The sequence below is a fragment of the Spongiivirga sp. MCCC 1A20706 genome (assembly GCF_046524175.1).
Taxonomy (GTDB): Bacteria; Bacteroidota; Bacteroidia; order Flavobacteriales; family Flavobacteriaceae; genus Spongiivirga.
Genome location: NZ_JBEFZF010000008.1, coordinates 35,638 through 57,745, shown reverse-complemented (window position 1 = coordinate 57,745; position 22,108 = coordinate 35,638). Strand labels below are relative to the sequence as shown.

Genomic DNA, 22,108 nt, shown 5'->3' with positions numbered 1-22,108 from the left:
TTTGGTTTTAATTGATTCTTTTAAGTTCATACTTTCTTTTAGTCACTTCACTTTCCATTTTAGTCACTTCACTTAAAAACTGACTAATCAGGCCAATTTCCAGATATACATTTGTACAAGAAATCAAACAAAAAACTTGTATAACTATAAAATCTAGAAATTATGAATACTACGGATTATAGAAACGGAAATAACATTAGTGGATTTGGTTTTACGCCAATTAGCGATAGAAACCCAATAGTACGTTTCGTACTGAGAATGATACACAAAATTAAACCAGAAAAGAATCAATCAAAAGAACTATACAGATGGACGAAGTACTCATTTATGCAATGATATTTGTTTTGAGTATAGATGTAGTGCTTTTAGTTCAAATATTGAAACTTAAAAGTCGCATCAACCGCTTAGAGCATGATATTCCGATGCATTTTAGGAGAATGCATGAACTATAAATATTAAAACTGATAATTATGAAAACGATAAAAACACTACTTGGATTATTAATAGTATTATTTTTCACAAGCTGTTCTACTGTTCGAGTAACCGATATGTGGAAAGAAGAAGGACAGGTAACAATAAAAAACAAGAGGATTCTTGTTGTTAGCAATACTGATAGCAAATTAGTACGAATTAATTTCGAAGAGGATATGACTTGCCGTCTTATTGATGAAGGATTTGATTCTGTTGAGAGTTACAAATTATTTCCTGATTTGAATACTGACGAGCCTCTAAATAAACAAGAAGAAGATAAGCTCATAAAAACTGTAAAAGACAAAGGATTTGATGTCGTAATACAAAGCAAGTTAATTGATGAGCAAGAATACCAAAGAGTGGTTCAAAATACTCAGACTAATAGTATTACACGACCTATTTATTATCGATATAGAGGCCGGTTGCATGTAGGATTCTACGACACCTTTTATACTACATCATACCCAACGCAAGTAAAAGGTACAAAATATATTATGGAAACTGTGGTGTACGATTTGACTAAACCTAAAGATCAATTAGTTACTATAGTAAATTCGGAAGTGCATAATCCCCAGACCCTAAAAAGAACTTCTAAAGACTTTTCTAAAGAAGTGGTGAAACAACTATTAGAGTAGTTAGGTTGATTGTTTGAGTTAGTTTATTTATTGATGACTGGAGGGCGGAATATGGCCCTCCAGTTTTATTACAAAAAAAGATAGTGGTATGAATCATATTAGTATAAACAGTTTAACTTTATTGGTTGATTACCAAAAAAGTATCATCAATAAACTATTAAAGTTGGCAGACTCTAGCAACATTAAACCTTTACAATTATTTAAAATATCATTGTTAATATCAATATTATTGACATTACCTAGAGTATTAGCCTATTTAGAAATTACCGATTTGTTAGCGCCAACTTTTACCAGAGCAACAATAGCCGACACCGTTTTCCGCGGGGTATTTTATTTATTGTATTCATATTTAATTATACGTCTGAATTCAAAAGGCTATAATTGGGTTCGAAGGTTAAAAAAATGGCAACGTAATAGTTTATCACTACTAGGTAATTTCATATTGTTCGTAATTGCAACGCTGCTGTTTTTTCATTTATATGAGATATTAGTAGGACAAATCATGCCTGAGCAGGAACAAGGATTAATGTACTTTGTAAACTTTGTGATTTTAGTGGTATTATTTTTCCTTGTAAGTACCATTCAATTGAGAAAGATACATGAGCAAGATTTACTGGATAAAGAAGCATTAAAGCAAGAAAAACTAAAGAATGAATTAAATGCCTTGAAAAGTCAGGTACGGCCTCATTTTTTATTTAATAGCCTAAATTCTTTAAATGGGTTGATAGGAGATAATAAAGAAGCAACTACATTCGTAAATAAATTATCCTATTTATATCGTTATATTCTTCAAAGTAATGATAATGATTTGGTAAGTGTGCAGGAAGAATTATCGTTCTTAGAAAGCTATCTTTTTTTAATTAAAACACGATATAAAAACCGTTTTCAAATTGATATTGACATTCCTGAAAACTATTTAAATGAGCAAATCCCCTCATTGGCTTTGCAAATTTTGGTTGAAAATGCAGTCAAGCATAACGAAATTTCAGAAACAAACCCACTTCATGTTACCATTGATGTGGAAGATGATGCCATTGTGGTGCGTAACAAAATTATTGAACGAAAAACACTGGTCAGCAGCACAGGATATGGGCTTGTTAACTTAAACAAACGGTATCAATTGCTTAAGGATATAAAAATAAGTATAAGCAATACCAATAATTTTTTTACTGTAAAACTACCGTTATGCAAGTAGTAATAATAGAAGACGAATTAGCTGCAAGTAATAACCTTAAAAGGCAACTAGCTAATATAGACAGTACAATAGAAGTGTTGGCCGTGCTTGATAGTGTTAAGCAATCAGTTGATTATTTTTTGAGTACACCTAAGGTTGATCTAATTTTTATGGATATCCACTTGGCAGATGGTATTTCGTTTGAAATTTTTGATCAGGTGCAGCTAAATGTGCCAGTTATTTTTACAACAGCTTTCGATCAATATACACTAAAGGCATTTAAAGTAAATAGTATTGATTATTTGTTGAAACCCATTATTGAAGAAGAATTAGAAGCAGCTATACATCAATTTAAAAATCAATCAGAAGATTCCGGTTCCAACGTTGCTGATACCGTACAACAATTATTAGCTCAATTAGATAAAAACCAAGAGGTATATAAAAGCAGCTATTTGCTTTCTCATCGTGATGAATTAGTACCGGTAAAAGTATCTGATATCGCATTTTTTTATATCGATACAGGGGTGGTAAGAGCCGCAACTTTTGAGAATAAAAAGTACGTTTTAGATAAGAAATTAGAAGATTTGGAAAAGGAGCTAGATCCTAGGATTTTTGATCGTGCAAATCGGCAATTTGTGGTTAATAAGAATGCCATAAAAACTATAAAAAAATACTTTGGAGGTAAATTAATAATACAAACGGTTCCGGTAGCGCCAGAACGCATTGTAGTTAGTAAGGCAAAGGCACCAATAATAAAACAGTGGTTAAATACTTGACAAACATTAATTTGATTAGTTATGAGTTTTGAATCGAATAGCAAGTATTATGATGCATTTGCATCTATAGTTAAGATTACTTTAAGAGACGGATATGTAGCAGAAGAAGAAATGATGTTTCTAAAACATCTTTCGGTTAAATTACAGATTCCTGCACATGAATATGAAGATGTCAGGGAAAACTATTTGTACAAACCAATTCAACCGTTAATCACCTATAAGGAGCGTTTAGAAGCGTTGCACAGATTGACTCAAATAATCGATGAAGATTATACTATCGCGGGTGATATTCAAAATAAGTGGGTAAACCGTATGGTAGTCGGATTGGGTTTTAATCCCGTTAATGCCAAGTATATTGGTGGTAAAGCAATGGATTTAGTTAAATTGGGAGTTGATACTAAAAGTTTTGTGTACGAGATTCAAAATTTGAATAGGTAAAGAATACAATATTTTAATTATTAATATATTTAAGTTTTTGAGCTTAACGGCATTCAAAAAACCTTTAAAAAAACCTATATTATGAAAAAAGAAGCCCTCTTAATTATTGTGGTGGCTATTTTATCTACTGTTACGATAAGCGCTCAGACAAAGAAAGACTTAGAACGCCAGAAAAATAAGGTTAACTATTATTCATCTGAAGAAACAGATAACCTCCAAATTTGGTTTTCTGAACAAGTTGATCAAATGAAATTGACCGAGGATGAGCGCACTGAATATTATAGTATTGTATTATACCATACAGTTAAAATGGCTCGTTTGGACGATAAGGACAAAAACTTAACGGAGGAGGAGCAAAAATCAGAATTTAAGGTGCTTATGGACAAACTGAATAAAGAAGCAAAGAAGATGCTCACTAATGAACAATATAAGATTCATGAAAAAAGTATTCAGGAACTTGCAAATAGTGCATATGCAAAACGAGGCTGGAAATTTAAAAAGGAGAAATAAATGAAATATGTAGCGGTATTTCTTTTTTTAATGATAGGAGGTGTTCATGCCCAATCGAAAAATTCTAATGCTAGTGCTATTGAAACGCATCGTGTTTTCGCCAAAGACGAGGAAGCTTATATAGAAAAGTGGTTCTCTGAATTAGATGCAGAAATGAATTTAAATGCTGAAACAAACCATAAGTATCAGCAAATTTTAAATGATTATGGTGAAAAAATGAGTGCACTAGGTTACAAAAAAACATTCAGTAAAGCTCAAGTACTTCAAGCATTTAAACAATTGGTTAGAGAACAGAATAGTAAAGTAAAACTTTTGCTCAATGAAGATCAATTTAAAATTCATTTTAGAAAATACAAAATATTGACTTGGTCTGTTTCCGACAGGCTATACCAACAATAACATTAATGAAAAAACTAACCATTCTAATTGTATTATTATTCACCATTGCTTCCGTCTATGCCCAACGAACCAAAACGGTTACTATTGGTATTCTTGCGGATGAGACGACAGTCGAAAATGCTCCTTTACTTAAAAAACTTCAAAACGAAATTAAAGCGGTTGTTGGGCAAGATGCCAACATAGTTTTTCGCGATCCGGTACAGAATGATTTTGATTTAGAAAAAGCCAAGTCAAACTATCAGACTATGGAGTTGAGCGATGTCGATATTATTTTGGCTTTTGGTGTGGTTAATAATATTGCCTTGTATCAGCAAAAAAGCTATGCAAAACCGGTAATTGTGTTTGGGTCGGTCAATAATGATTTTATTGACTTACCAAAAGATCAAAAAACATCAGGCATCAACAATATAACTTACATCATTGCTCCACTTTCTTATAAAAAGGATTTGGATGCCTTTAACGACATTTACGAGTATAAAAATATTGGCATTTTGGTGGATGCTTACTTACCTACTGCACTACCAATAAAAGACCTTTTCGATACATATTTTAAAGATAAAACATCGACATACACTTTAATTAGTATTCCTGAGGACGGTGCTGTTTCTAATCTCATCGAGGGTACAGACGCTATTTACCTCGCGGGTGGGTTTGATTTGTCAGAAACCGCTTTTAAAACCTTAGTAGATGACATAAACGAAAAGCAACTACCCTCATTCTCTGCAAACCGAATGCAAGATGTGGAAAAAGGAATTTTAGCTACCAACCAACCTGAAACTAATATTGATCAGCTTTTTAGGCGTATTGCATTAAATGTGGAGTCGATAGTCAATGGGACCAATCCTTCGGAATTACCGATGTTTTTAGAATATAAAAATAGATTGTCGCTAAATTTCAATACGGCCAAAAAAATCAAGTTTCCGTTGCGATATAGCATGTTAGGAAACATTGATATGATTGGAGGAGAAAGCAATTATATTGATAATGACGCTTATTCACTCTTAGATATAATGAATGGGGTAATAGGCAAGAATTTAGGATTAGAAGCCGAACGTAAAAATATTGATCTAAGTACTCAGGACGTGCAAACTGCTAAAAGTAACTTTCTTCCTGATATTTCTGCATCTGCATCTGGTGTCTATTTAGACCCAAGAGTTGCCGAAATTTCTAACGGTACTAATGCAGAGTTTTCTACTTCAGGAAGTGTAGGTCTGCAACAATTAATATATTCAGAAGGTGCCGCTGCAGGAATTACCATTCAAGAAAACTTGCAAAAAGCACAGCAAGAAACCTATAACGCTGCTGAACTTGATGCTATACTAAATGGTAGCGTGGCCTATTTTAATGCATTAATTTTAAAAACGAACGCTCAAATTCAAGCGCAAAACCTAGAAGTTACTAAAAAGAACTTGGCCATCTCTGAACAGAATTTTCAATCTGGCGCTTCCGGTAAGTCCGACGTACTTCGGTTTCGAAGTCAGATGGCGCAGAATATGCAAACTCTTATTGAAGCCGCTAATCAATTAGATCAAGCCTTCTTTACCATTAATCAGCTAATGAATAATCCCATAGACTTAGAAATTGATATTCAGGATGCTGTAATTTCTGAAGGCCTGTTTTCTAATTATCGCTATCAGGATTTTCTAGAGATTTTAGATAATCCCAAGCTTCGACCCAATTTGGTAGATTTTCTCATTGAAGAAGCCAAAAAAAATGCTCCTGAATTAAAAAATATCGGTTACAATCTCAAAGCAGTGCAGCGTACTTATAAACTGAATTCTTCTGGAAGATTTGTACCTACGGTCGCATTACAAGGTCAGTATAATTTGACAATTTCTCAGTCAGGAAAGGGAGCTGTTCCTCCTGTTGGATTTCCTGTTGCTCCTGATGGTACTTATAACATAGGCTTGAATGTTTCACTTCCTATTTTTAATCAAAACCAAAGAAACATCAACCAACAAACAGCTAAGATCCAAGAAGACCAACTTGATGTTCAAAAAAGTAATATTGATTTAAATATTGAAACCAATATTAATGCCTTAGTACTTGATTTGACCAATGAAATTGCCAACATTCAAATTTCAAAAATTGCAGAAGAAGCTGCCAAAGAGAGTTTAGATTTAACACAGATTGCGTATAGTGAGGGGGCAGTTCCGTTAATTCAATTAATTGATGCCCAAACCAATTATTTACAATCGCAATTGGCAAGTGCGACAGCCAACTATAATTACTTATTAGCCTCAATGCAATTAGAAAGAGCCATAGGTTATTTCTTTTTGATCAATTCTGATGATGCTAATCAAGATTTTATTCAAAGGGCAAGAACCTTTATTTTAAGTAGAAACTAACAATCAATATATCAGGAAATGAAATATTTAGGTTACCCATTATTCCTATTATTCACAGTTTTCACTTTACATTCTTGTAAAGAAGAAACAAAAAAGAAAGAAGAAGTATTACGCCCGGTGAATTACCAGGTTGTTGGTACGGCCGATGCTCAAAAAATTAGATCATTTAGTGGGGTTGCAAGAGCTGGAGACGAAATTGAACTAAGCTTTCGAAGCAATGGAATAATCACAGAGCTTAATGTAACCGTCGGGCAGAAAGTAAAGAAGGGAGACCTTATTGCTAAATTAGATAATGTACAGGCTAATTTGGCGTATGAGCAATCGGTTTCTGCTTTAAATAGTGCCAATTCTGCCATGAAAACGGCAAAATCGGCCTTAGATCGTATCAAGTCGCTATACGAAAGTGGTAGTCAGTCATTAAGCGATTACGAAACAGCAAAAAATAATTATCAAACTGCTTTAGATCAATATGAATCTGCAAAACGGAATAAAAGTATTCAGCAATCACAAATTAATTACGGATTTATACGTGCCCCTAAAGATGGAACGATTGCAAGCAAGCCTGGCACTTTAAATGCCAATGTAAGTGCAGGACAAGTAATTGCCATTCTTAATGCCGGTGAACAAATTAATATAATGGTGGGTTTACCGGAAAATGTTATTAATAAAGTTGAAACGGGTATGGAAGTCGATTTAACTGTATCTGCTGTCGAGGGAAATTTGAAAGGCTCCGTTTTAGAAGTCTCTCCGGTGGTCGATGCTAATTCGTCTACCTATCCGGTAAAAATTGATATCAATCCTGCCAACTCTGCTATAAAGCCAGGAATGGCAGCGAATGTTACGTTCAACTTAGGAGGTAATGAAGAAGCAAATGATAATGCTTTAGTTGTGCCGGTTAAAGCGGTGGGTGAAGATGGAAACGGGAATTATGTTTTCCTCATAGAATCTGCTGATAACAAAACGGGGACGGTTAAAAAACAAACAATTGAGGTAGGTGAACTAACAAGTAATGGCTTCAAGGTAAAAACAGGACTTAAGGGAGGAGAGAAAATTGCCACAGCAGGCCTACAAACTCTTTTAGATGGGCAAAAAGTAAGATTGCAATAATCAAATCTAAAGAAGCAGAATTATGAATCTTACGAAGTTTTCGATTAACAATAACCGTGTTGTACTAAGTATACTTGGTGTAGTAATGCTTATGGGCCTTGTGGGCTACCAAAGCCTATCTCGTGACAGCATGCCTCCCTATACAATTCGTGTTGCCTCAGTAGTATCCTCGTTTCCTGGAGCGAGCCCTGAACGGGTGGAAGAATTAGTGACCGATAAAATAGAGAAAGTTGCTCAAGAGCTTCCTGAATTAAAGAAAGTTACTAGCACCTCTAGAACCGGATTATCAGTAGTGCAGGTAGAATTGGTAATGCAAGTAGAACCACAAGACCTGCAGCCTGTGTGGGATAGGCTGCGTCGCAAATTAAATAGCATTCAAGGCTTGCCAAATGGGGTACAGCCACAGCTCAAAGATGATGGCATAGGTGAAGTTTTTGGTATTGCTGTTGGCATAACAAGCGATGGTTTTTCGTTTGCAGAAATGAAGGACTATGCCGATGATATGCGCGATGATTTGATTAAGTTACCAGATGCGGCAAAGGTTGAAATTAACGGAGATCAAGAAGAGCGGGTCTTTGTGGAATTTGACAATACAAAATTAAAAAGTTACGGGCTTACCTCGAATAGGTTACAAGGGCTCATTAGTAATACGAATATCCTGAGTTCTGGTGGTCAAATTAATGTTGAAGACGAACGCATTATTTTAGAACCAACCGGAAATTTTGATAATGTTACGGATATTGAAGAAATGCTAATTCCCGTTGGAGAAGGGGGGCAGGTGGTGCCTTTAAAAGATATCACCAATGTTCGAAAAGGCTATATCAATCCGCCTACACAAATTGTGCGAATCAATGGTAAAGAAGCCTTGTCACTTCATGTTTCCTTAAAGAAAGGAGCTAATATTATCAAGTTAGGTGAAGAACTTAATGTTGTTCTTGATGAGTGGCGTGCTAAACTTCCAATTGGTTTAGAGGTGAACAGATTAGCCTCTATAGACAGTTATATCGAACTAAAAATTAGTGATTTTATTGGCAATCTTTTACAGTCTATAGGTATTGTACTTGCTGTGATGTTAATTTTCTTGGGTTTCAGGACGGGACTCGTTATAGCAAGTTTAATTCCAATAGTGACGATTACTACACTATTTATAATGGGGTTAATTGATGTAGGTCTTAACCAGATTACTTTAGCTGCATTGATAATGGCCTTAGGTATGATGGTGGATAACGGAATTGTGGTGGCGGAATCGGTCATGGTGAAAATGGAAAATGGCGCCGATGTCAAACAAGCAGCTATCGACTCTTGCTCAGAGCTTTTTACTCCATTATTAATATCAACATTGACAACGTCAGCAGCGTTCTTATCATTTTATATGGCCGAATCGGTTATGGGAGATATTATGGGCCCCATATTCGTTGTAATCACAATAGCGCTTCTATCTTCATGGATAATAGCATTAAGTATCATCACCCTGTTTTGTGTTTTCTTTTTAAAAGTTAAAAAGCCGGAAGAAGGGAAAACCAGTTTTCTTGATCGCCTTATTAATGGGTTAAAAGCAAAATATAAAGATTTAATCTTAGTGGCTCTTAACTGGAAAAGAACAGTGCTTTTTGGTATTGTTGGGCTGTTTATTTTATCTATTCTGGGATTTGGACTCTTGGCGTTTGTTTTCTTCCCGGATAGTGATCGCAATATGATTACTGCAGACATTAATCTTCCTGAGGGAACAAAGATTGAGCGTACTCAAGAAATGGTTGCTGCTATTGAGTCGTTTATGCAAACTAAGCTTCAGGTTTCTGAAAATAATACTGATGGTATTGTTGATTGGTCAGCTTATATTGGCGAAGGCCCATCTGCGTATGACCTAGGATATAATCCTGACGAAGCGAACTCTAACTATGCTCATATCTTGATTAATACCTCCAATTTTTTGGTGAATAATGAGATGGTACGAAAGCTAGATTCCTTTTGTTTTGGTTCTTTTCCGAATGCCGATATTAAGGTAGGCCTTTTAGGTTCTGGTGGAGGCGGTACACCTATTGAAATTAAGGTTTCAGGAGATGATCCGGATAAGTTAGCTGAAATTTCTCAATCCATAAAAACCAGACTTTTTGGAATTTCGGGTACCAAAAACATAAAGGATGACTGGGGACCAAAAGGGAAAAAATTCATCATTGATATTGATCAAAATAAGGCGCAATTAGCGGGGGTTACTAATCAAGATATCGCAACTTCGCTGCAAACGGTGCTTGATGGTTTTAGAACCGGTGAGTATCGTGAAGGTGATAAATCGATACCTATTGTAATGTTAAGTGACCAGAATAAACAACAGTCCTTAGCATCGTTGGAAACCTTAAATATTTATGCACAGAATTCTGGTAAAAGTGTGCCACTACTTCAGGTAGCAACCATCTTACCGCAATGGCAATACACTCGTATTAAACGTTTGAACTTAACACGTACTGTAAATGTGTCTAGTGAGTTAACTGCTGAGGGAAATGCTTCTGCCATTACTGCCGAAATTACACCTTGGTTAGAAGAGCAAGCTGAAACTTGGGGTGCTGGCTATACGTATAAATTGGGCGGAGATGCTGAGAGTACGGCTGAGAACATGGGGGCTGTGGCCAGTTATTTACCATTATCAGCTTTTATAATAGTAATGCTTCTGATCATTCAATTTAATTCCTTTAGAAAAATGGTAATGATTGTTTGTACCATCCCGTTGGGAATTATCGGAATGGTGTTGGGACTCCTGATTTTTAATGTGCCATTTGGTTTTATGGCCTTTTTAGGGGTGATTTCTTTAGCTGGGATCGTTATTAATAATGCGATTGTTTTGGTTGATCGGATAGAAATAGAAGAAAATGAACTAAAACGCAAACCTCAAGATGCTATTATAGCAGCCTGCTTACAACGTTTTAGACCCATTTTATTAGCGACATTTACGACGGTATTAGGTTTGATTCCGTTGTATTTAGGAGGTGGAGAGATGTGGGAGCCTATGGCAGTAACTATCATGGTCGGCCTTTTATTCGGGACTGTGATTACCCTGTTGTTTATTCCTTCTTTTTATAGCGTGTTGTATAAGGTTAACTATAAAGGCTACGCATTTAATGATGAGCTGCTAGATTAATGATGCTTGAAAAGTTATTTTCTTATCGCTTTCAAATTTTCTTTTTTAGTCAGGTGGCGATCCTCTTTGGATCTCTGATAGTTCCATCTTTTGTATTTGAAGAGATCTTATCGCCGGTTCTTTTGATTGCTAATCTGACTACAGGCTTATTATTCTTTTATGGTGACCGCAAAAGAATAATAATTTTATCAATACTATTGATTCTGGCAATCACATTGTCTGTTATTACAGCTATCCAAGGCACTAATTCTGTAACGATGAATACCATACAGATGGCAACATTTTTTGTTTTTCATGTTGCTGTAGCATTTGCCATCATCAAACAGGTATGGGAGTCAGCTTTTGTAGACAAAAACATTATTTTTGGTCTGATTAGCGGCTACATTTCGTTAGGATTAATCGGCTTTTTTATTGGGCTTAGTATTGAAATGGCATATCCAGGTTCTTTTAGTGGCCTATACATTAATGGTATGGGGCCCGAAGTACTTACTGAACGAATGTTGTATTATAGTTATATTACATTACTTACTATTGGTTATGGTGATATTTTGCCCGTTACATTACTAGCGCAAAAAGCAGCAATTCTAATCGGATTAATGGGGCAGTTTTATCTAGTTATCATAACTGCTGTTGTATTAGAAAAGTATATAAGACATCGAAACAAATAATATTAAATGAAACACATACAGAAGCTTACTATTTTAGTGTTAACTAGTACTTTATTTACCAATTGTGCAGCAGTAAAGCTTGCTGATTCCTGGTCCTCAGCAAATTTTGCGAAAACAAAAAATGATAAGCTACTGGTGGTGGCCCGAACTTCAGATGCTGAGGTTCGAAAATCGTATGAAGATCAAATGGTTTTGAATCTAAAGCAAAAAGAAGTAAATGCGGTTGCATCTTATATTGCATTTCCTGAATTAAAGGAGAATAAAAATAGGACCGAAGAGGAAGTCAATGAGATTGTACAACGGTTTTTAAAAGATGGATTTGAATCAATCATGCTTACTTCATTAAAGGAGGTTAAAAAACTCGAAAAAAACTATACCACTCCGAAAATAGATATTGCAGATCCAAATTATGGTAAATACGGAATTGGTTTTACTTCATATTACAGCAACTTTGATGGTTTACCGGATATAAGTCGTTTTAATAGTAAAGAGAATCAAGAACTCGTTGTTCCGTTGTCCTCAACAATCTACATTTTAGAAGCAGTTACCTATGACTTGACCGTGCCCGATAAAGATCGATTAGTGCGTATCATATCGGTGGAAGCTACAGATCCTGAATCTGCAAAACAAGTAAGAACCAGTTTTTCGAAAATTGTAGCGAAGGAATTTGGCAAATAACAAGAATTAAAAAGCTTCATTTACACCAAAATAAATACCACTATTACCATCGATACCCGAACCGATATCAAAACGCAAATAAGTGTCTTGATCTTTAAATATTTTATAACGAATACCGGCACCGAAACTTGGTTTAAAAGTATCCGAGTTGAAGAATTTTTCAGGACGCTCTGCTACTTCACCGATAAGACCAAAAGCGGCTGCTGTCCATCTTGGTTTAAACCGATATCGATATTCAGCTTGTACTACATACATATGATTATCAATAAAACGTCCAAAGAAATAACCTCTTGCTCTAGTCCCACCACCATAACTGGCAAGCGATTGAAAGGGTATATCGCCATAATTAGTCTCCGCGTAAATTTGAGTGGCAAGCGTACTTTTTTCATTGACAACACTATACGCTCTTAAGTCTATTACATATTTATTAAAACCACTGGTAGCACCTAATAATTTAGTTGAAAACTGAGCTTTAGCTTGTAGAAATTGCCCTGATGTTGGCGAACCCGTGTTATCTCTTGAATCTAAATTGAAAATAGCACCTAAGGCAGAAACTACAGCTCGGTCGCCCCCTAAAACAGATCCAGAATCCAGAATACCATCCTCCTCAACCTCGGATATATCATGATTTTTGAAGGTATATTCAAACCCAAAATTAAGATCCGGCGGTAACCGTTTTAGGAATGCTAATCGGAGGGCATGCGTAGTCTGTTTATAAATCTCAAGGTTTTCATCGGGCGTTTTTGCCCCAATTCCCCAAAATTGATTCGGATATATTTCTAACAAGTAAGAGGCATCAATAAAATAATTACCGCTACCTAGATAAATTTGCGGCTTTACCTCAAACATGATCTGTTCGTTGAGTGTGTAAATCCCACTAAATAAAATATTTGAAGGTCTAGCGTTATATTGGTTTGATTTGTTTAATAAAAATAGCTGTCCACCACCACCAAAAGCAAATTCAGTTTCTGGAGTGTAAAAAGCTATAGGAATACCAATAAATTTGATGGATTTACTGGTGTTAATAGTATCCGATTTTATGGTGTTTTCCCTGGTGTTTCGCTCTTGTTGGGCATTAAGCGATAAATGAAATAACAATAATAGATAGAGGTATTTTTTCATTAAAAAAAGAAATCATCAAGCAATACATTAAAACCAAATGAAAACAGTGTATCGCTTACGGTTATTGTTTCGTTAAGTACCATATTATCCGAAGTCTCTGTATCTACATTTATCCAAAAAGAGTTGACGTTGAAAGCTAAATCAAATGCTATCCTATTGTTTATAACATAGCTATACCCAACGCCTACAATCGCTCCAAAACCGTTACCTTCACTTTCGAATTGAACATTACTATTTGCTTGTGCTACCGTTGTATCATCAAGATACCGTACATAACCAGCGGATAGTTGTAAAAAAAGAGCGCCTTTTGAGTTATTCGACAAGTAATAATTTCCCATTGGTCCGATAAAAAGGGTTTCCGTAGCTCTATTGATGTTACCTGAACCACTAGTCCTCTGAGCTTGAAAAGCGCCTCCTAATAGTAGTCTGTCCTTTACAAACTTACCTGTAGAAATATTGATTCCAAATTGGTTAGAAGTAGTTTTTCCTTCGACACCAGCAATTTCAGAAGTAGACGAACTAATTACGCCATCTAGTCCCGTAAGCCATCTACCTTTTCTAAAAGGAGTATCACTAGTCAGAGAATCTTTACTTTGGGCAGGAAGAGAGAACGATAATATACTAAGTAAAAAAACTAATATTAATCTAAATAAAAAGTTGTTTGAAATCATTAGCAAACTTTAATTTCAAATTTAGCCAATGATAATGAATTAATCGATATAATATTTTTTCTGCGCCATTTCTGAAATTAAAACACAAGTACATTAAATATACCTTACGGAACCTTCTTACCATATCTCAAACTCCCCGTTTCAATACCAATAGCTGTCTTGGCTAGAATAGTGAATATAAATGCACCTAACGCCCAAATACCTAGGGTGACACCAATTTCGATCCCGGTAGGCGTGTATTCGGCGATTTTACCATAGGGACCCGGTATGAATCCTGGAACGATCAAGCCAAAGCCTTTTTCAATCCAGATCGCAACAAAAAGAATAAAGCAGCAGAAGTACAGTGTTTTAAAGTTATTTCGGAACCTACCAAAGGTCAGCATTACAACGGCTAACACATTTAGGCCAATTGAAGTCCAAATCCATGGTAATAAGGCTGTTTTACCATGTAGACCAAAAAATAGATAAAATGCGCTCTCACTATGGTGTGTAGGCGCATAAAATTCCTTAAAGAGTTCAGAAATAAGCATAATCAAGTTGATTTGCGCAGCTACTGTTACAATCATTGCTATTTTCTTGATCGTTTCATCCTTTACCTTGAAATTAGAAAATGATCGAATGATCCCTAGTACAAGAATAATAAGTGCCGGCCCTGCTGCAAATGCCGATGCTAAGAATCGAGGTCCGAGTAATGCGTTGTTCCAAAATGGGCGCGCTTGTAATCCTTGATATAAAAATGCAGTTACCAGGTGTATAGCGACTGCCCAAAACACCGATAATATAGCTCCGGGAATATATACTTTTGGGTTGGAGTCCTTACCTTGATAATGCCGGAATAAGATATAAAATGGGATGCTTAAGTTTAAAAACAAGTAACCATTAAGTACGATGACATCCCATGTAAGCATGGAGTCAGGAAAGTTGAATACCCCAAGCCCTGGTATCATATGCCACAAAACAGCCGGTCCTCCCATATCGGCAACTACAAAAGCTAAACACATGATCAGGGCTGCAACGGCAAGGCCTTCGCCAATAAGAACAGCCTGTTTAAAGTCAATATCTTTCAGAATATATGTCGGCATTACAAGCATCACTGCTGCCGCGGCTACACCCACTAAAAACGTAAAGTTAGAAATATATAGTCCCCAGCTAACGCGATCGGTCATCCCTGTTACACTTAGGCCCTCGTCCAGCTGTATGGAATAGCAATACATTCCTGAAAGCATTACAATGGTGAGAAAGCCCATCCATAAATGATATCGTTTAGAGCCCTGCGTAATGGTATCCAGACTGTCGGTTACTAAACTTTTAAAAACTTTAAATCGTCTCATGCTTAAATACTTTTGATCAGTCCATGAAATACCAGAACTTGGGTTCCGTACCTAAATCTTCTTTTAATCGAAATACTTTTTTGTTTTCTAAAACCCAACGTATGGTGCTATCAGGATCTAAAAGATTTCCAAAGATGCGTGCACCGGTAGGGCAAGCCTCCACACAGGCCGGATTTTTTCCTTTTCTTGAGCGCTGAACGCAGAAGGTGCATTTTTCCATGACCCCTTTTTTGCGCATACGGTTGCCCAGGTAGTGTTGATTTTTATTAATCTCGTTTTCAGGAACTTCCGGCTTACTCCAATTAAATCGCCTGCCATCATAGGGGCAAGCAGCCATGCAATAACGACAACCAACGCACCAATCATAATCAATTACCACCAATCCGTCATCTTCTCTCCATGTTGCTTGTACTGGGCATACATCTACACAAGGAGGATTATCGCAATGAAAGCATTGCGTGCCCATATAAAAATGCCCTTCGGCGGGAACCTCGTGATAAAAGTTGTCATCAGCATCGTCAAACTTAAAGCCATTACCATCTTTCATTTCATGTATGCGGATGTATTGCATTTGAGAGTTTCTATCCTGATTGTTTTCTTCAACACAAGCAGAAACACAGTTCATATACCCCTGGCATTTCGATATATTAAATGCATAACCGAATAACACATCTTCTTTAGCATTTTCGGCGGTCATACTAATATTCTTACCTGTTCGCAGCTCATAAGATCGCATCAGGCGGGAAATGGTCGCTTGTTTTTCATCATCGGTCATTAATTTGTAATTACCCTTAAACTGTTCTTCCCAGTCTATCTGCGCTTTTTCTTTAGCCGTATCACCAGCCGTAATGCTGCAGCTTGTATGTACTGCGCCTGCGCCTATTAACAGACTAGCGGTTAATTTTCTAAAAGCGGTTCTACGATCCATCTTAACATCAAACACCTGATCGAAACCATCTTTATACCTTTCTTCACCAATAGATGCGTCAACTGCAGCTTCTAAAAAAGCCTTCTCACTCATTTCTTCTTTTTGATTAGGCATTTTCGATTGGTGTTCCCCTTTGCATCCACCTTCATTTTTTCCACAACCACAGGAGTTGGTAGTTGGTTTTTTCTTCGACCCGAGATCTAAGCGATACCATTTTTTTTCTTCACTCATAGGTGTTCTATTTGAATTCTAAACCGTCTTTTCGTTCTTTAACTTTCTCTGTATTAAATCGCACCGGCCATCTTGTTTCAAAGCTTGGGTTATGCGGGTTATGACAATTGACACAGGTCATAGAGGCTCTTGGAGGAGCCCAACCGGCAACTTTTTTTCCGTGAGCACCACCTTTCCAATCTTCAAATTGTACAGTATGACATTGTGCACATTGCTTATAACTTTTATTAAAATCGATAGTTTGCCCGGTAAGACTCACCAGATTATTCATGTCATTACCGTTATGGCAAGTAGCACAATTCATCACGTCAGCACTTGCGTGGACTATCTTAATATCCCAATGAGCTTTTTGAATACCATTACCCTTTATTTGGTTGAGAGGTTTTGTATGACATTCGGTACATGCATACGATTTAATTTCTCCTTTTCTTTCCGGGATTAGAAATGTGTGATGGCCTTCAGTTATTTCGAGTAGCTTGGAGTCGCTTAAAAGCAGTTCAGAACTAACTCCTCCATTTTTTCCAGTCTTGGACTCTGCGTGGATGCGTTCGTCCAAGCTATGATATTCGTCTTTTTTCTTACAGCTTACTATGGTTATTGCAACCAGAATTAATAGCAGATATATTGTATTGGAATTATTCATTTAGCTTATCGAATTGTCTCAGAAACTTTGTTGTATCAATTATGGTGGTTGTCATTTGCTTCGGCAAATGACATTGCCTACAATTAATGCGTTCTGGATGTGAAACTCTCAATTCTTTAACTGCTCCGGGACCTGCGTGACAAGCAATACAATTTTCTCGCATTTGTAATCCATGTGGAATCATTGGAGGGCTACCAAATAATGCATTATTGGCACCTGTACCTATGCTTGGAGGATGTATTTTTTCTAATGATGCCTGCTTGAATACACTAGTACTATTTTGAGCAACGTGGCATTGCCGACAGTTAACCATTTCGGGATGAGGAGTAACCGGTGCGTAGGCTTTAAATGCATCTACAAAACCACCATTTTGATGACATTGCAAGCAGCTATTTCCTCCAATACCCCTTTCTCCTTTAATGAGGGGATGGGGGATACTTGGTGGAGCTCCTAGATATGCCCTGTTTTTATAATAATCCTTTATGGTTCGTTCATAGGCAGAATCTACAGGCATATCCGTATAATTGAATTCGAACGTAGCTTGTTTAAAAACCCCTCTTTCAGAGGATAAGTAATTTCCTGAAGGAGTTTCGATTAAGGGGATATACGCTTCTTCTAGGCCCTTTTGATAACTGTAGTTCCAATTGAAAATGAAGCCAGCTAAAATGAGAATAAAAAATGATATGATGCCAAGTCTTTTTTTCATAGCCTACACTTTTTCAACTTTAACAGCACATTTTTTAAAGTCAGGTTCTTTTGAGATAGGACAAAAAGCATCAAGGGTAACGTCATTAATCAACATATTCTCATCGAAAAATGGAACAAAAACCTGCCCTTTGGTGGGTAGGCCACGTTCGTTAATAGATGCTGGTAAAACACAAGATCCTCTTCTTGAAGACACCTTTATTTTTTCGCCTTTATTAATGCCTAGTTTTTTTGCATCATCAGGATGAAATTCAATATAAGCGGCGGGCATTGCCTGGTGTAAAACGGGAATTCGCCTTGTCATGGAACCCGTGTGCCAATGTTCTACCACACGTCCTGTATTTAACCAAAACGGATATTCTTCATCAGGTGATTCCGCAGCTGGTTCGAATGGTCGTAACCAAATGATTGCCTTTCCGTCAGGTTTACCGTAAAAATGAAAATCTTCCCCGTTATCACAAGCCGGGTCATATTTGGCATTAAAGCGCCATTGTGTTGACTTGCCATTTACATAAGGCCAAATAACACCTGATTCTTTTTTAAGAACTTCTAACGGGGCCATACCGTGTTTTGCGCCTTCGTGAAACTGACGGTATTCATTGTAAATTTCATCTACATGATTTTCTTTACTATATGGAAACAAATCTCCATACCCCATTCTTTTAGCAACTTCAATGGTCATCCAAGCATCGGGTGTGGTCTCTCCTGGTCCCTCAACCATTTGTTCCCAGTGTTGTGTTCTACGTTCAGAGTTACCATATAAACCGCTTTTTTCAATATGCCAAGATGCCGGTAAAATGACATCAGCGACATCTGAAGTTGGTGTCGGAAATACATCGGATACTACCACAAAACAGGAGTCTTTTTTCATACCAGGACGGTATCGACTGGTCTTGGGTAGTGAAACGAGTGGATTGGTAACTTGTGTCCAAATAAATTTAATATCTCCGCGGTCTACAGCCCTAAACATCTCGGTAGTATGATAAGTCGGTTTAGAAGGAATATTTTCATATGGAACTTTCCATATTTTGGCGGCCAAACGTCGATGTTTCTCATTCATCACAACCCCTTTAGGTAGTTTATGTGTAAACGTGCCCACCTCTCTAGCGGTGCCACATGCAGAGGGTTGACCAGTCAATGAAAATGGGCCGTTACCCGGTTGCGAAATTTTACCGGTTAGTAAATGCATGTTATAGATGAGGTTATTCATCCAAGTACCTCGAGTATGTTGATTTACACCCATGCACCAATACGAAACTACCTTCTTGTTAGGGTCGCCGTAAATAGCAGCTAAATACTTAATATCTTTGACAGATACCTTTGAGTATTTAGCAACTTTTTCTGGGGTATAATCTTTTAAAAATTCTTTATAGGCTTGGAAATCTACTATTGAGGGTTTATCGCTGAATTTGTACTTATCTTCAACACCATAACCCATATTGGTTAGTCCTTTTGTAAAGTTGCAATGCTTCTCAACGAAAGATGTATTCATCCAACCATTATTAATAATCTCGTAGCAAATGGCATTTGCTACCGCAAGATCCGTTTGGGGTTCAAACAAGATTGATCGATCTGATGCAGCGCTCGATCGAGATGTACGTGTGGCAAAATCAATGATCTTCGCGCCTCTTGTACTTTTTTGTTCCAGCATTCTAGAAAATAGTACTGGGTGCATTTCCGCCATGTTATTCCCCCAGGTAACAAAATAATCGGCATGATCTATATCTTCATAACAACCCATAGGTTCGTCGGCCCCGAAAGTGGTTAAGAAACCTGCTACTGCACTTGCCATACAAAGGCGGGCATTACATTCAAGGTTATTGGTGCCAATGGCCCCCTTCATTAGTTTAGAAGCAACATATCCCTCCGGTATGGTCGATTGTCCTGAGGTATACATAGCCACCGAATCTTTACCATGTTTATCAATGGTCTCTTTCATTTTGTTTGCAACAAGGTCTAAGGCTTCGTTTAGTGGAGTTTTCACATAGCGCCCATTCTTTTTAACCAATGCATGCGTAAGTCTGTCTTTAGATTGTACGCACATTGTTTGGTGATAGCCTTTTACACAAAGCAGCCCTTTATTTACTTCACAATTGGGATCTCCTTTTACAGCGACGGCTTTGCCATTTTCTGTGCCTACCAAAATACCACATCCTACACCACAAAAACGACACGGTCCTTTTTTCCAATTCAGATTGGCATCAGGTGGAATTCCGGCCTCTTGTTCGTCGGCAAAAATGATTCCAGGAAACATGGAGGCCGCTGCTGCCATGGCCGATAGCTTTGCCATCTTTTTGATAAACTCTCTTCTATTTGTTAATGAGGTGAACATAAGCGCGCTAGTTTTGCTTAGAATTAAAGCCTGAAACCATTGATAATAGTTTCAGGCTTTTTATGGTTTTTAATTTTTCTTCAAGTATGACTTCGGAGTCTATATCTTCTGTGTCGGTAACCAGTATAAGAAGGTCTCGATTTTCGGCAGGTAATACTTCGCACTCCTGAATTGAAGACAGGTCTTTTAATAGTTGTTCTTTCTTTCCTTCATGCGGATGGGCTAGATAACTTTTTACTGGCATTGGTTGGTTTTGTTTAATGTTGTAGTAGCATTTGGTTGCTGCATTATAACATATCCCTAAGATAGTAAATTTGATAATATTAACATTCTTAAATCATGACTTTTGTCATAATTTGAAAGAATAAACCTCCGTTATATTTGCCTGTAAATAAAGCTTTTAATGTTTTCTGGCACCTCTGGAGATATTCAGTGTGGTGTTTGAGGATGAGATTTTTTGTTAGCTAAAAAGAAGGGAATTTGATAGCTTTTTTTCTTTAAAAAAAACACATAACATTAAACAAAATGAATAGATATCGCATAAGAAGTAGAATTTGGATTGAGTCTGGTGACAAGGTATTACTTGGTGAAGGCAGGGTTATTTTACTTAAAGCGATTGATGAGCATGGCTCGTTGTCGCAAGCTGCAAAATCTATTCATATGTCTTACAAAAAGGCATGGACACTTGTAGATGCTGTAAATAAATTGGCTAAAAAAGAAGTGGTTCAAAAAATTACAGGTGGTCGAAGTGGGGGAGGAGCCTCCATTACTCCATATGGGAAAAAACTAATAGATGCTTTTGATAATATTAATCAAAATTGCTGGATATTTTTGGATAAAGAACTGAAGGTTCTTGAAAAATTATGACACACTTCATTTAGCTAAAATCCGAATACTACTTATGGTTGATATTACTCAAAAAAATACTACACTACGCACAGCTACGGCTACAGCCATAGTTAAAGTAAGCAAGCAACAAACCATTGACGCAATTAACGATAGGAATGTACCTAAAGGAGATGTATTTGCTATGGCTAAGGCAGCCGGTTTACTGGGAGTTAAGAAAACCGCTGATTTAGTACCTGATTGTCATCCCATACCTATAGAGCATACGACTATTAATTTTTTAGTTAATGGGTTGGAAATTTCGATTACAGTTTTAGTTAAAACTATTTATAAGACAGGGGTTGAAGTAGAGGCAGTGCATGGAGCAAGCGTTGTGGCACTGACGATATACGATATGCTTAAACCAATAGATAATGCCATTGAGATATACAATATTAAATTAGAAAGCAAACTAGGAGGTAGGTCGACCTATAAAAATAAGTTTGAAAATCAGCTCAACGCAGCAGTTATTGTTTCGTCAGATGCTGTTTTCGAAGGTAAAAAATCAGATAGTGCTGGTAAGACCGTATGTGAGGAACTTGAAACATACCAACTTAACCTTTCGGAATACGAGATCATTCCTAATGCTCAAGAAATTATTCAACAAAAGGCAATGCAACACCAAACAGCGGGTATTGACCTAGTAGTTTTTGTTGGTGGTACGGGACTGTCTAAAAATGATATCACGCCAGAATCCCTGATGACAATACTCGATCGTACAGTTCCCGGAATGGAAGAAGCCATGCGAAAATATGGTCAGGACCGTACTCCATATGCAATGCTTTCTAGAAGTATTGTAGGTACCATTAACAATACACTGATTATGGCGCTACCCGGATCTACTAAAGGTGCTAAAGAATCTTTAGATGCGCTTTTTCCTGAGGTTTTACATGTTTTTAAAACACTAAAAAGGAATTCATAGT

Annotated in this window: 22 protein-coding genes; 14 read left to right on the top strand and 8 right to left on the bottom strand. The window is 36.8% G+C overall.

Annotation, left to right across the window (positions count from 1 at the left end; all coding sequences use genetic code 11):
• The first annotated feature begins 162 nt into the window (after nucleotides 1-162).
• The 12 genes from ABN763_RS16695 (at nucleotide 163) to ABN763_RS16640 (ending at nucleotide 12,337) form a co-directional block, all read left to right on the top strand.
• Nucleotides 163-336, top strand: coding sequence for a hypothetical protein (locus ABN763_RS16695; protein WP_410486643.1), 174 nt, complete (start codon nucleotides 163-165; stop codon nucleotides 334-336).
• A 134-nt stretch (nucleotides 337-470) separates the two neighbouring features.
• Complete coding sequence (locus tag ABN763_RS16690) at nucleotides 471-1,106, top strand: hypothetical protein (protein WP_410486642.1); 636 nt, start codon at nucleotides 471-473, stop codon at nucleotides 1,104-1,106.
• An 88-nt stretch (nucleotides 1,107-1,194) separates the two neighbouring features.
• Nucleotides 1,195-2,301, top strand: a complete 1,107-nt coding sequence (locus ABN763_RS16685; RefSeq protein WP_410486641.1) for a sensor histidine kinase — start codon at nucleotides 1,195-1,197, stop codon at nucleotides 2,299-2,301.
• Complete coding sequence (locus ABN763_RS16680) at nucleotides 2,292-3,056, top strand: LytR/AlgR family response regulator transcription factor (RefSeq protein ID WP_410486640.1); 765 nt, start codon at nucleotides 2,292-2,294, stop codon at nucleotides 3,054-3,056. The genes ABN763_RS16685 and ABN763_RS16680 overlap by 10 nt, the downstream gene beginning before the upstream one ends.
• A 21-nt stretch (nucleotides 3,057-3,077) precedes the next feature.
• Nucleotides 3,078-3,494: a TerB family tellurite resistance protein gene (locus tag ABN763_RS16675; protein ID WP_410486639.1), complete on the top strand. Its 417-nt coding sequence runs from the start codon at nucleotides 3,078-3,080 to the stop codon at nucleotides 3,492-3,494.
• Nucleotides 3,495-3,575: 81 nt separating this feature from the next.
• Nucleotides 3,576-4,004, top strand: a complete 429-nt coding sequence (locus tag ABN763_RS16670; protein WP_410486638.1) for a hypothetical protein — start codon at nucleotides 3,576-3,578, stop codon at nucleotides 4,002-4,004.
• Nucleotides 4,005-4,403: a hypothetical protein gene (locus ABN763_RS16665; RefSeq protein ID WP_410486637.1), complete on the top strand. Its 399-nt coding sequence runs from the start codon at nucleotides 4,005-4,007 to the stop codon at nucleotides 4,401-4,403. It abuts the gene before it with no gap.
• 5 nt (nucleotides 4,404-4,408) lie between these two features.
• Nucleotides 4,409-6,751 carry a TolC family protein gene (locus ABN763_RS16660; protein ID WP_410486636.1) on the top strand — a complete coding sequence of 781 codons (2,343 nt, stop codon included), beginning with the start codon at nucleotides 4,409-4,411 and terminating at the stop codon, nucleotides 6,749-6,751.
• Between the two features lie 18 nt (nucleotides 6,752-6,769).
• Nucleotides 6,770-7,858 carry an efflux RND transporter periplasmic adaptor subunit gene (locus ABN763_RS16655; protein ID WP_410486635.1) on the top strand — a complete coding sequence of 363 codons (1,089 nt, stop codon included), beginning with the start codon at nucleotides 6,770-6,772 and terminating at the stop codon, nucleotides 7,856-7,858.
• Between the two features lie 22 nt (nucleotides 7,859-7,880).
• Nucleotides 7,881-10,991: an efflux RND transporter permease subunit gene (locus ABN763_RS16650; RefSeq protein ID WP_410486634.1), complete on the top strand. Its 3,111-nt coding sequence runs from the start codon at nucleotides 7,881-7,883 to the stop codon at nucleotides 10,989-10,991.
• A 257-nt stretch (nucleotides 10,992-11,248) separates the two neighbouring features.
• The gene (locus ABN763_RS16645) at nucleotides 11,249-11,659 is read left to right on the top strand and encodes an ion channel (protein WP_410486633.1); all 411 of its coding nucleotides are present in this window, start codon (nucleotides 11,249-11,251) and stop codon (nucleotides 11,657-11,659) included.
• Between the two features lie 6 nt (nucleotides 11,660-11,665).
• A complete protein-coding gene (locus ABN763_RS16640; RefSeq protein WP_410486632.1) occupies nucleotides 11,666-12,337 on the top strand; it encodes a hypothetical protein in 672 nt (223 codons plus the stop codon).
• Between the two features lie 6 nt (nucleotides 12,338-12,343).
• On the opposite strand, the gene ABN763_RS16635 is transcribed toward ABN763_RS16640, so the two are convergent.
• From ABN763_RS16635 to ABN763_RS16600, 8 genes are all read right to left on the bottom strand, one after another.
• A complete protein-coding gene (locus tag ABN763_RS16635; RefSeq protein WP_410486631.1) occupies nucleotides 12,344-13,459 on the bottom strand; it encodes a BamA/TamA family outer membrane protein in 1,116 nt (371 codons plus the stop codon).
• Complete coding sequence (locus ABN763_RS16630; protein WP_410486630.1) at nucleotides 13,459-14,130, bottom strand: autotransporter outer membrane beta-barrel domain-containing protein; 672 nt, start codon at nucleotides 14,128-14,130, stop codon at nucleotides 13,459-13,461. The genes ABN763_RS16635 and ABN763_RS16630 overlap by 1 nt, the downstream gene beginning before the upstream one ends.
• 104 nt (nucleotides 14,131-14,234) lie before the next feature.
• The gene (gene dsrP, locus ABN763_RS16625) at nucleotides 14,235-15,461 is read right to left on the bottom strand and encodes a sulfate reduction electron transfer complex DsrMKJOP subunit DsrP (protein WP_410486629.1); all 1,227 of its coding nucleotides are present in this window, start codon (nucleotides 15,459-15,461) and stop codon (nucleotides 14,235-14,237) included.
• 16 nt (nucleotides 15,462-15,477) lie between these two features.
• Nucleotides 15,478-16,620 carry a 4Fe-4S dicluster domain-containing protein gene (locus ABN763_RS16620; protein WP_410486628.1) on the bottom strand — a complete coding sequence of 381 codons (1,143 nt, stop codon included), beginning with the start codon at nucleotides 16,618-16,620 and terminating at the stop codon, nucleotides 15,478-15,480.
• A 7-nt stretch (nucleotides 16,621-16,627) separates the two neighbouring features.
• Nucleotides 16,628-17,263: a multiheme c-type cytochrome gene (locus ABN763_RS16615; protein WP_410486627.1), complete on the bottom strand. Its 636-nt coding sequence runs from the start codon at nucleotides 17,261-17,263 to the stop codon at nucleotides 16,628-16,630.
• Nucleotides 17,256-17,969, bottom strand: a complete 714-nt coding sequence (locus ABN763_RS16610; protein ID WP_410486626.1) for a cytochrome C — start codon at nucleotides 17,967-17,969, stop codon at nucleotides 17,256-17,258. The genes ABN763_RS16615 and ABN763_RS16610 overlap by 8 nt, the downstream gene beginning before the upstream one ends.
• 3 nt (nucleotides 17,970-17,972) lie before the next feature.
• The gene (locus ABN763_RS16605; RefSeq protein ID WP_410486625.1) at nucleotides 17,973-20,300 is read right to left on the bottom strand and encodes a molybdopterin-dependent oxidoreductase; all 2,328 of its coding nucleotides are present in this window, start codon (nucleotides 20,298-20,300) and stop codon (nucleotides 17,973-17,975) included.
• Nucleotides 20,301-20,307: 7 nt separating this feature from the next.
• Nucleotides 20,308-20,544 (bottom strand): hypothetical protein, encoded by a 237-nt coding sequence (locus ABN763_RS16600; RefSeq protein WP_410486624.1) that lies wholly within the window; start codon nucleotides 20,542-20,544, stop codon nucleotides 20,308-20,310.
• A 281-nt stretch (nucleotides 20,545-20,825) separates the two neighbouring features.
• On the opposite strand from ABN763_RS16600, the gene ABN763_RS16595 reads away from it, so the two are divergent.
• Complete coding sequence (locus ABN763_RS16595; RefSeq protein ID WP_410486623.1) at nucleotides 20,826-21,167, top strand: winged helix-turn-helix domain-containing protein; 342 nt, start codon at nucleotides 20,826-20,828, stop codon at nucleotides 21,165-21,167.
• A 34-nt stretch (nucleotides 21,168-21,201) separates the two neighbouring features.
• A complete protein-coding gene (gene moaCB / locus ABN763_RS16590) occupies nucleotides 21,202-22,107 on the top strand; it encodes a bifunctional molybdenum cofactor biosynthesis protein MoaC/MoaB (RefSeq protein ID WP_410486622.1) in 906 nt (301 codons plus the stop codon).
• Nucleotide 22,108 lies beyond the last annotated feature (1 nt).

Bases quoted from the DNA above. Each gene is read 5' to 3' on its own strand.
- ABN763_RS16695 (WP_410486643.1), top strand. From the start codon at position 163: ATGAATACTACGGATTATAGAAACGGAAATAACATTAGTGGATTTGGT.
- ABN763_RS16690 (WP_410486642.1), top strand. From the start codon at position 471: ATGAAAACGATAAAAACACTACTTGGATTATTAATAGTATTATTTTTC.
- ABN763_RS16685 (WP_410486641.1), top strand. From the start codon at position 1,195: ATGAATCATATTAGTATAAACAGTTTAACTTTATTGGTTGATTACCAA.
- ABN763_RS16680 (WP_410486640.1), top strand. From the start codon at position 2,292: ATGCAAGTAGTAATAATAGAAGACGAATTAGCTGCAAGTAATAACCTT.
- ABN763_RS16675 (WP_410486639.1), top strand. From the start codon at position 3,078: ATGAGTTTTGAATCGAATAGCAAGTATTATGATGCATTTGCATCTATA.
- ABN763_RS16670 (WP_410486638.1), top strand. From the start codon at position 3,576: ATGAAAAAAGAAGCCCTCTTAATTATTGTGGTGGCTATTTTATCTACT.
- ABN763_RS16665 (WP_410486637.1), top strand. From the start codon at position 4,005: ATGAAATATGTAGCGGTATTTCTTTTTTTAATGATAGGAGGTGTTCAT.
- ABN763_RS16660 (WP_410486636.1), top strand. From the start codon at position 4,409: ATGAAAAAACTAACCATTCTAATTGTATTATTATTCACCATTGCTTCC.
- ABN763_RS16655 (WP_410486635.1), top strand. From the start codon at position 6,770: ATGAAATATTTAGGTTACCCATTATTCCTATTATTCACAGTTTTCACT.
- ABN763_RS16650 (WP_410486634.1), top strand. From the start codon at position 7,881: ATGAATCTTACGAAGTTTTCGATTAACAATAACCGTGTTGTACTAAGT.
- ABN763_RS16645 (WP_410486633.1), top strand. From the start codon at position 11,249: ATGAATACCATACAGATGGCAACATTTTTTGTTTTTCATGTTGCTGTA.
- ABN763_RS16640 (WP_410486632.1), top strand. From the start codon at position 11,666: ATGAAACACATACAGAAGCTTACTATTTTAGTGTTAACTAGTACTTTA.
- ABN763_RS16635 (WP_410486631.1), bottom strand. From the start codon at position 13,459: ATGAAAAAATACCTCTATCTATTATTGTTATTTCATTTATCGCTTAAT.
- ABN763_RS16630 (WP_410486630.1), bottom strand. From the start codon at position 14,130: ATGATTTCAAACAACTTTTTATTTAGATTAATATTAGTTTTTTTACTT.
- dsrP (WP_410486629.1), bottom strand. From the start codon at position 15,461: ATGAGACGATTTAAAGTTTTTAAAAGTTTAGTAACCGACAGTCTGGAT.
- ABN763_RS16620 (WP_410486628.1), bottom strand. From the start codon at position 16,620: ATGAGTGAAGAAAAAAAATGGTATCGCTTAGATCTCGGGTCGAAGAAA.
- ABN763_RS16615 (WP_410486627.1), bottom strand. From the start codon at position 17,263: ATGAATAATTCCAATACAATATATCTGCTATTAATTCTGGTTGCAATA.
- ABN763_RS16610 (WP_410486626.1), bottom strand. From the start codon at position 17,969: ATGAAAAAAAGACTTGGCATCATATCATTTTTTATTCTCATTTTAGCT.
- ABN763_RS16605 (WP_410486625.1), bottom strand. From the start codon at position 20,300: ATGTTCACCTCATTAACAAATAGAAGAGAGTTTATCAAAAAGATGGCA.
- ABN763_RS16600 (WP_410486624.1), bottom strand. From the start codon at position 20,544: ATGCCAGTAAAAAGTTATCTAGCCCATCCGCATGAAGGAAAGAAAGAA.
- ABN763_RS16595 (WP_410486623.1), top strand. From the start codon at position 20,826: ATGAATAGATATCGCATAAGAAGTAGAATTTGGATTGAGTCTGGTGAC.
- moaCB (WP_410486622.1), top strand. From the start codon at position 21,202: ATGGTTGATATTACTCAAAAAAATACTACACTACGCACAGCTACGGCT.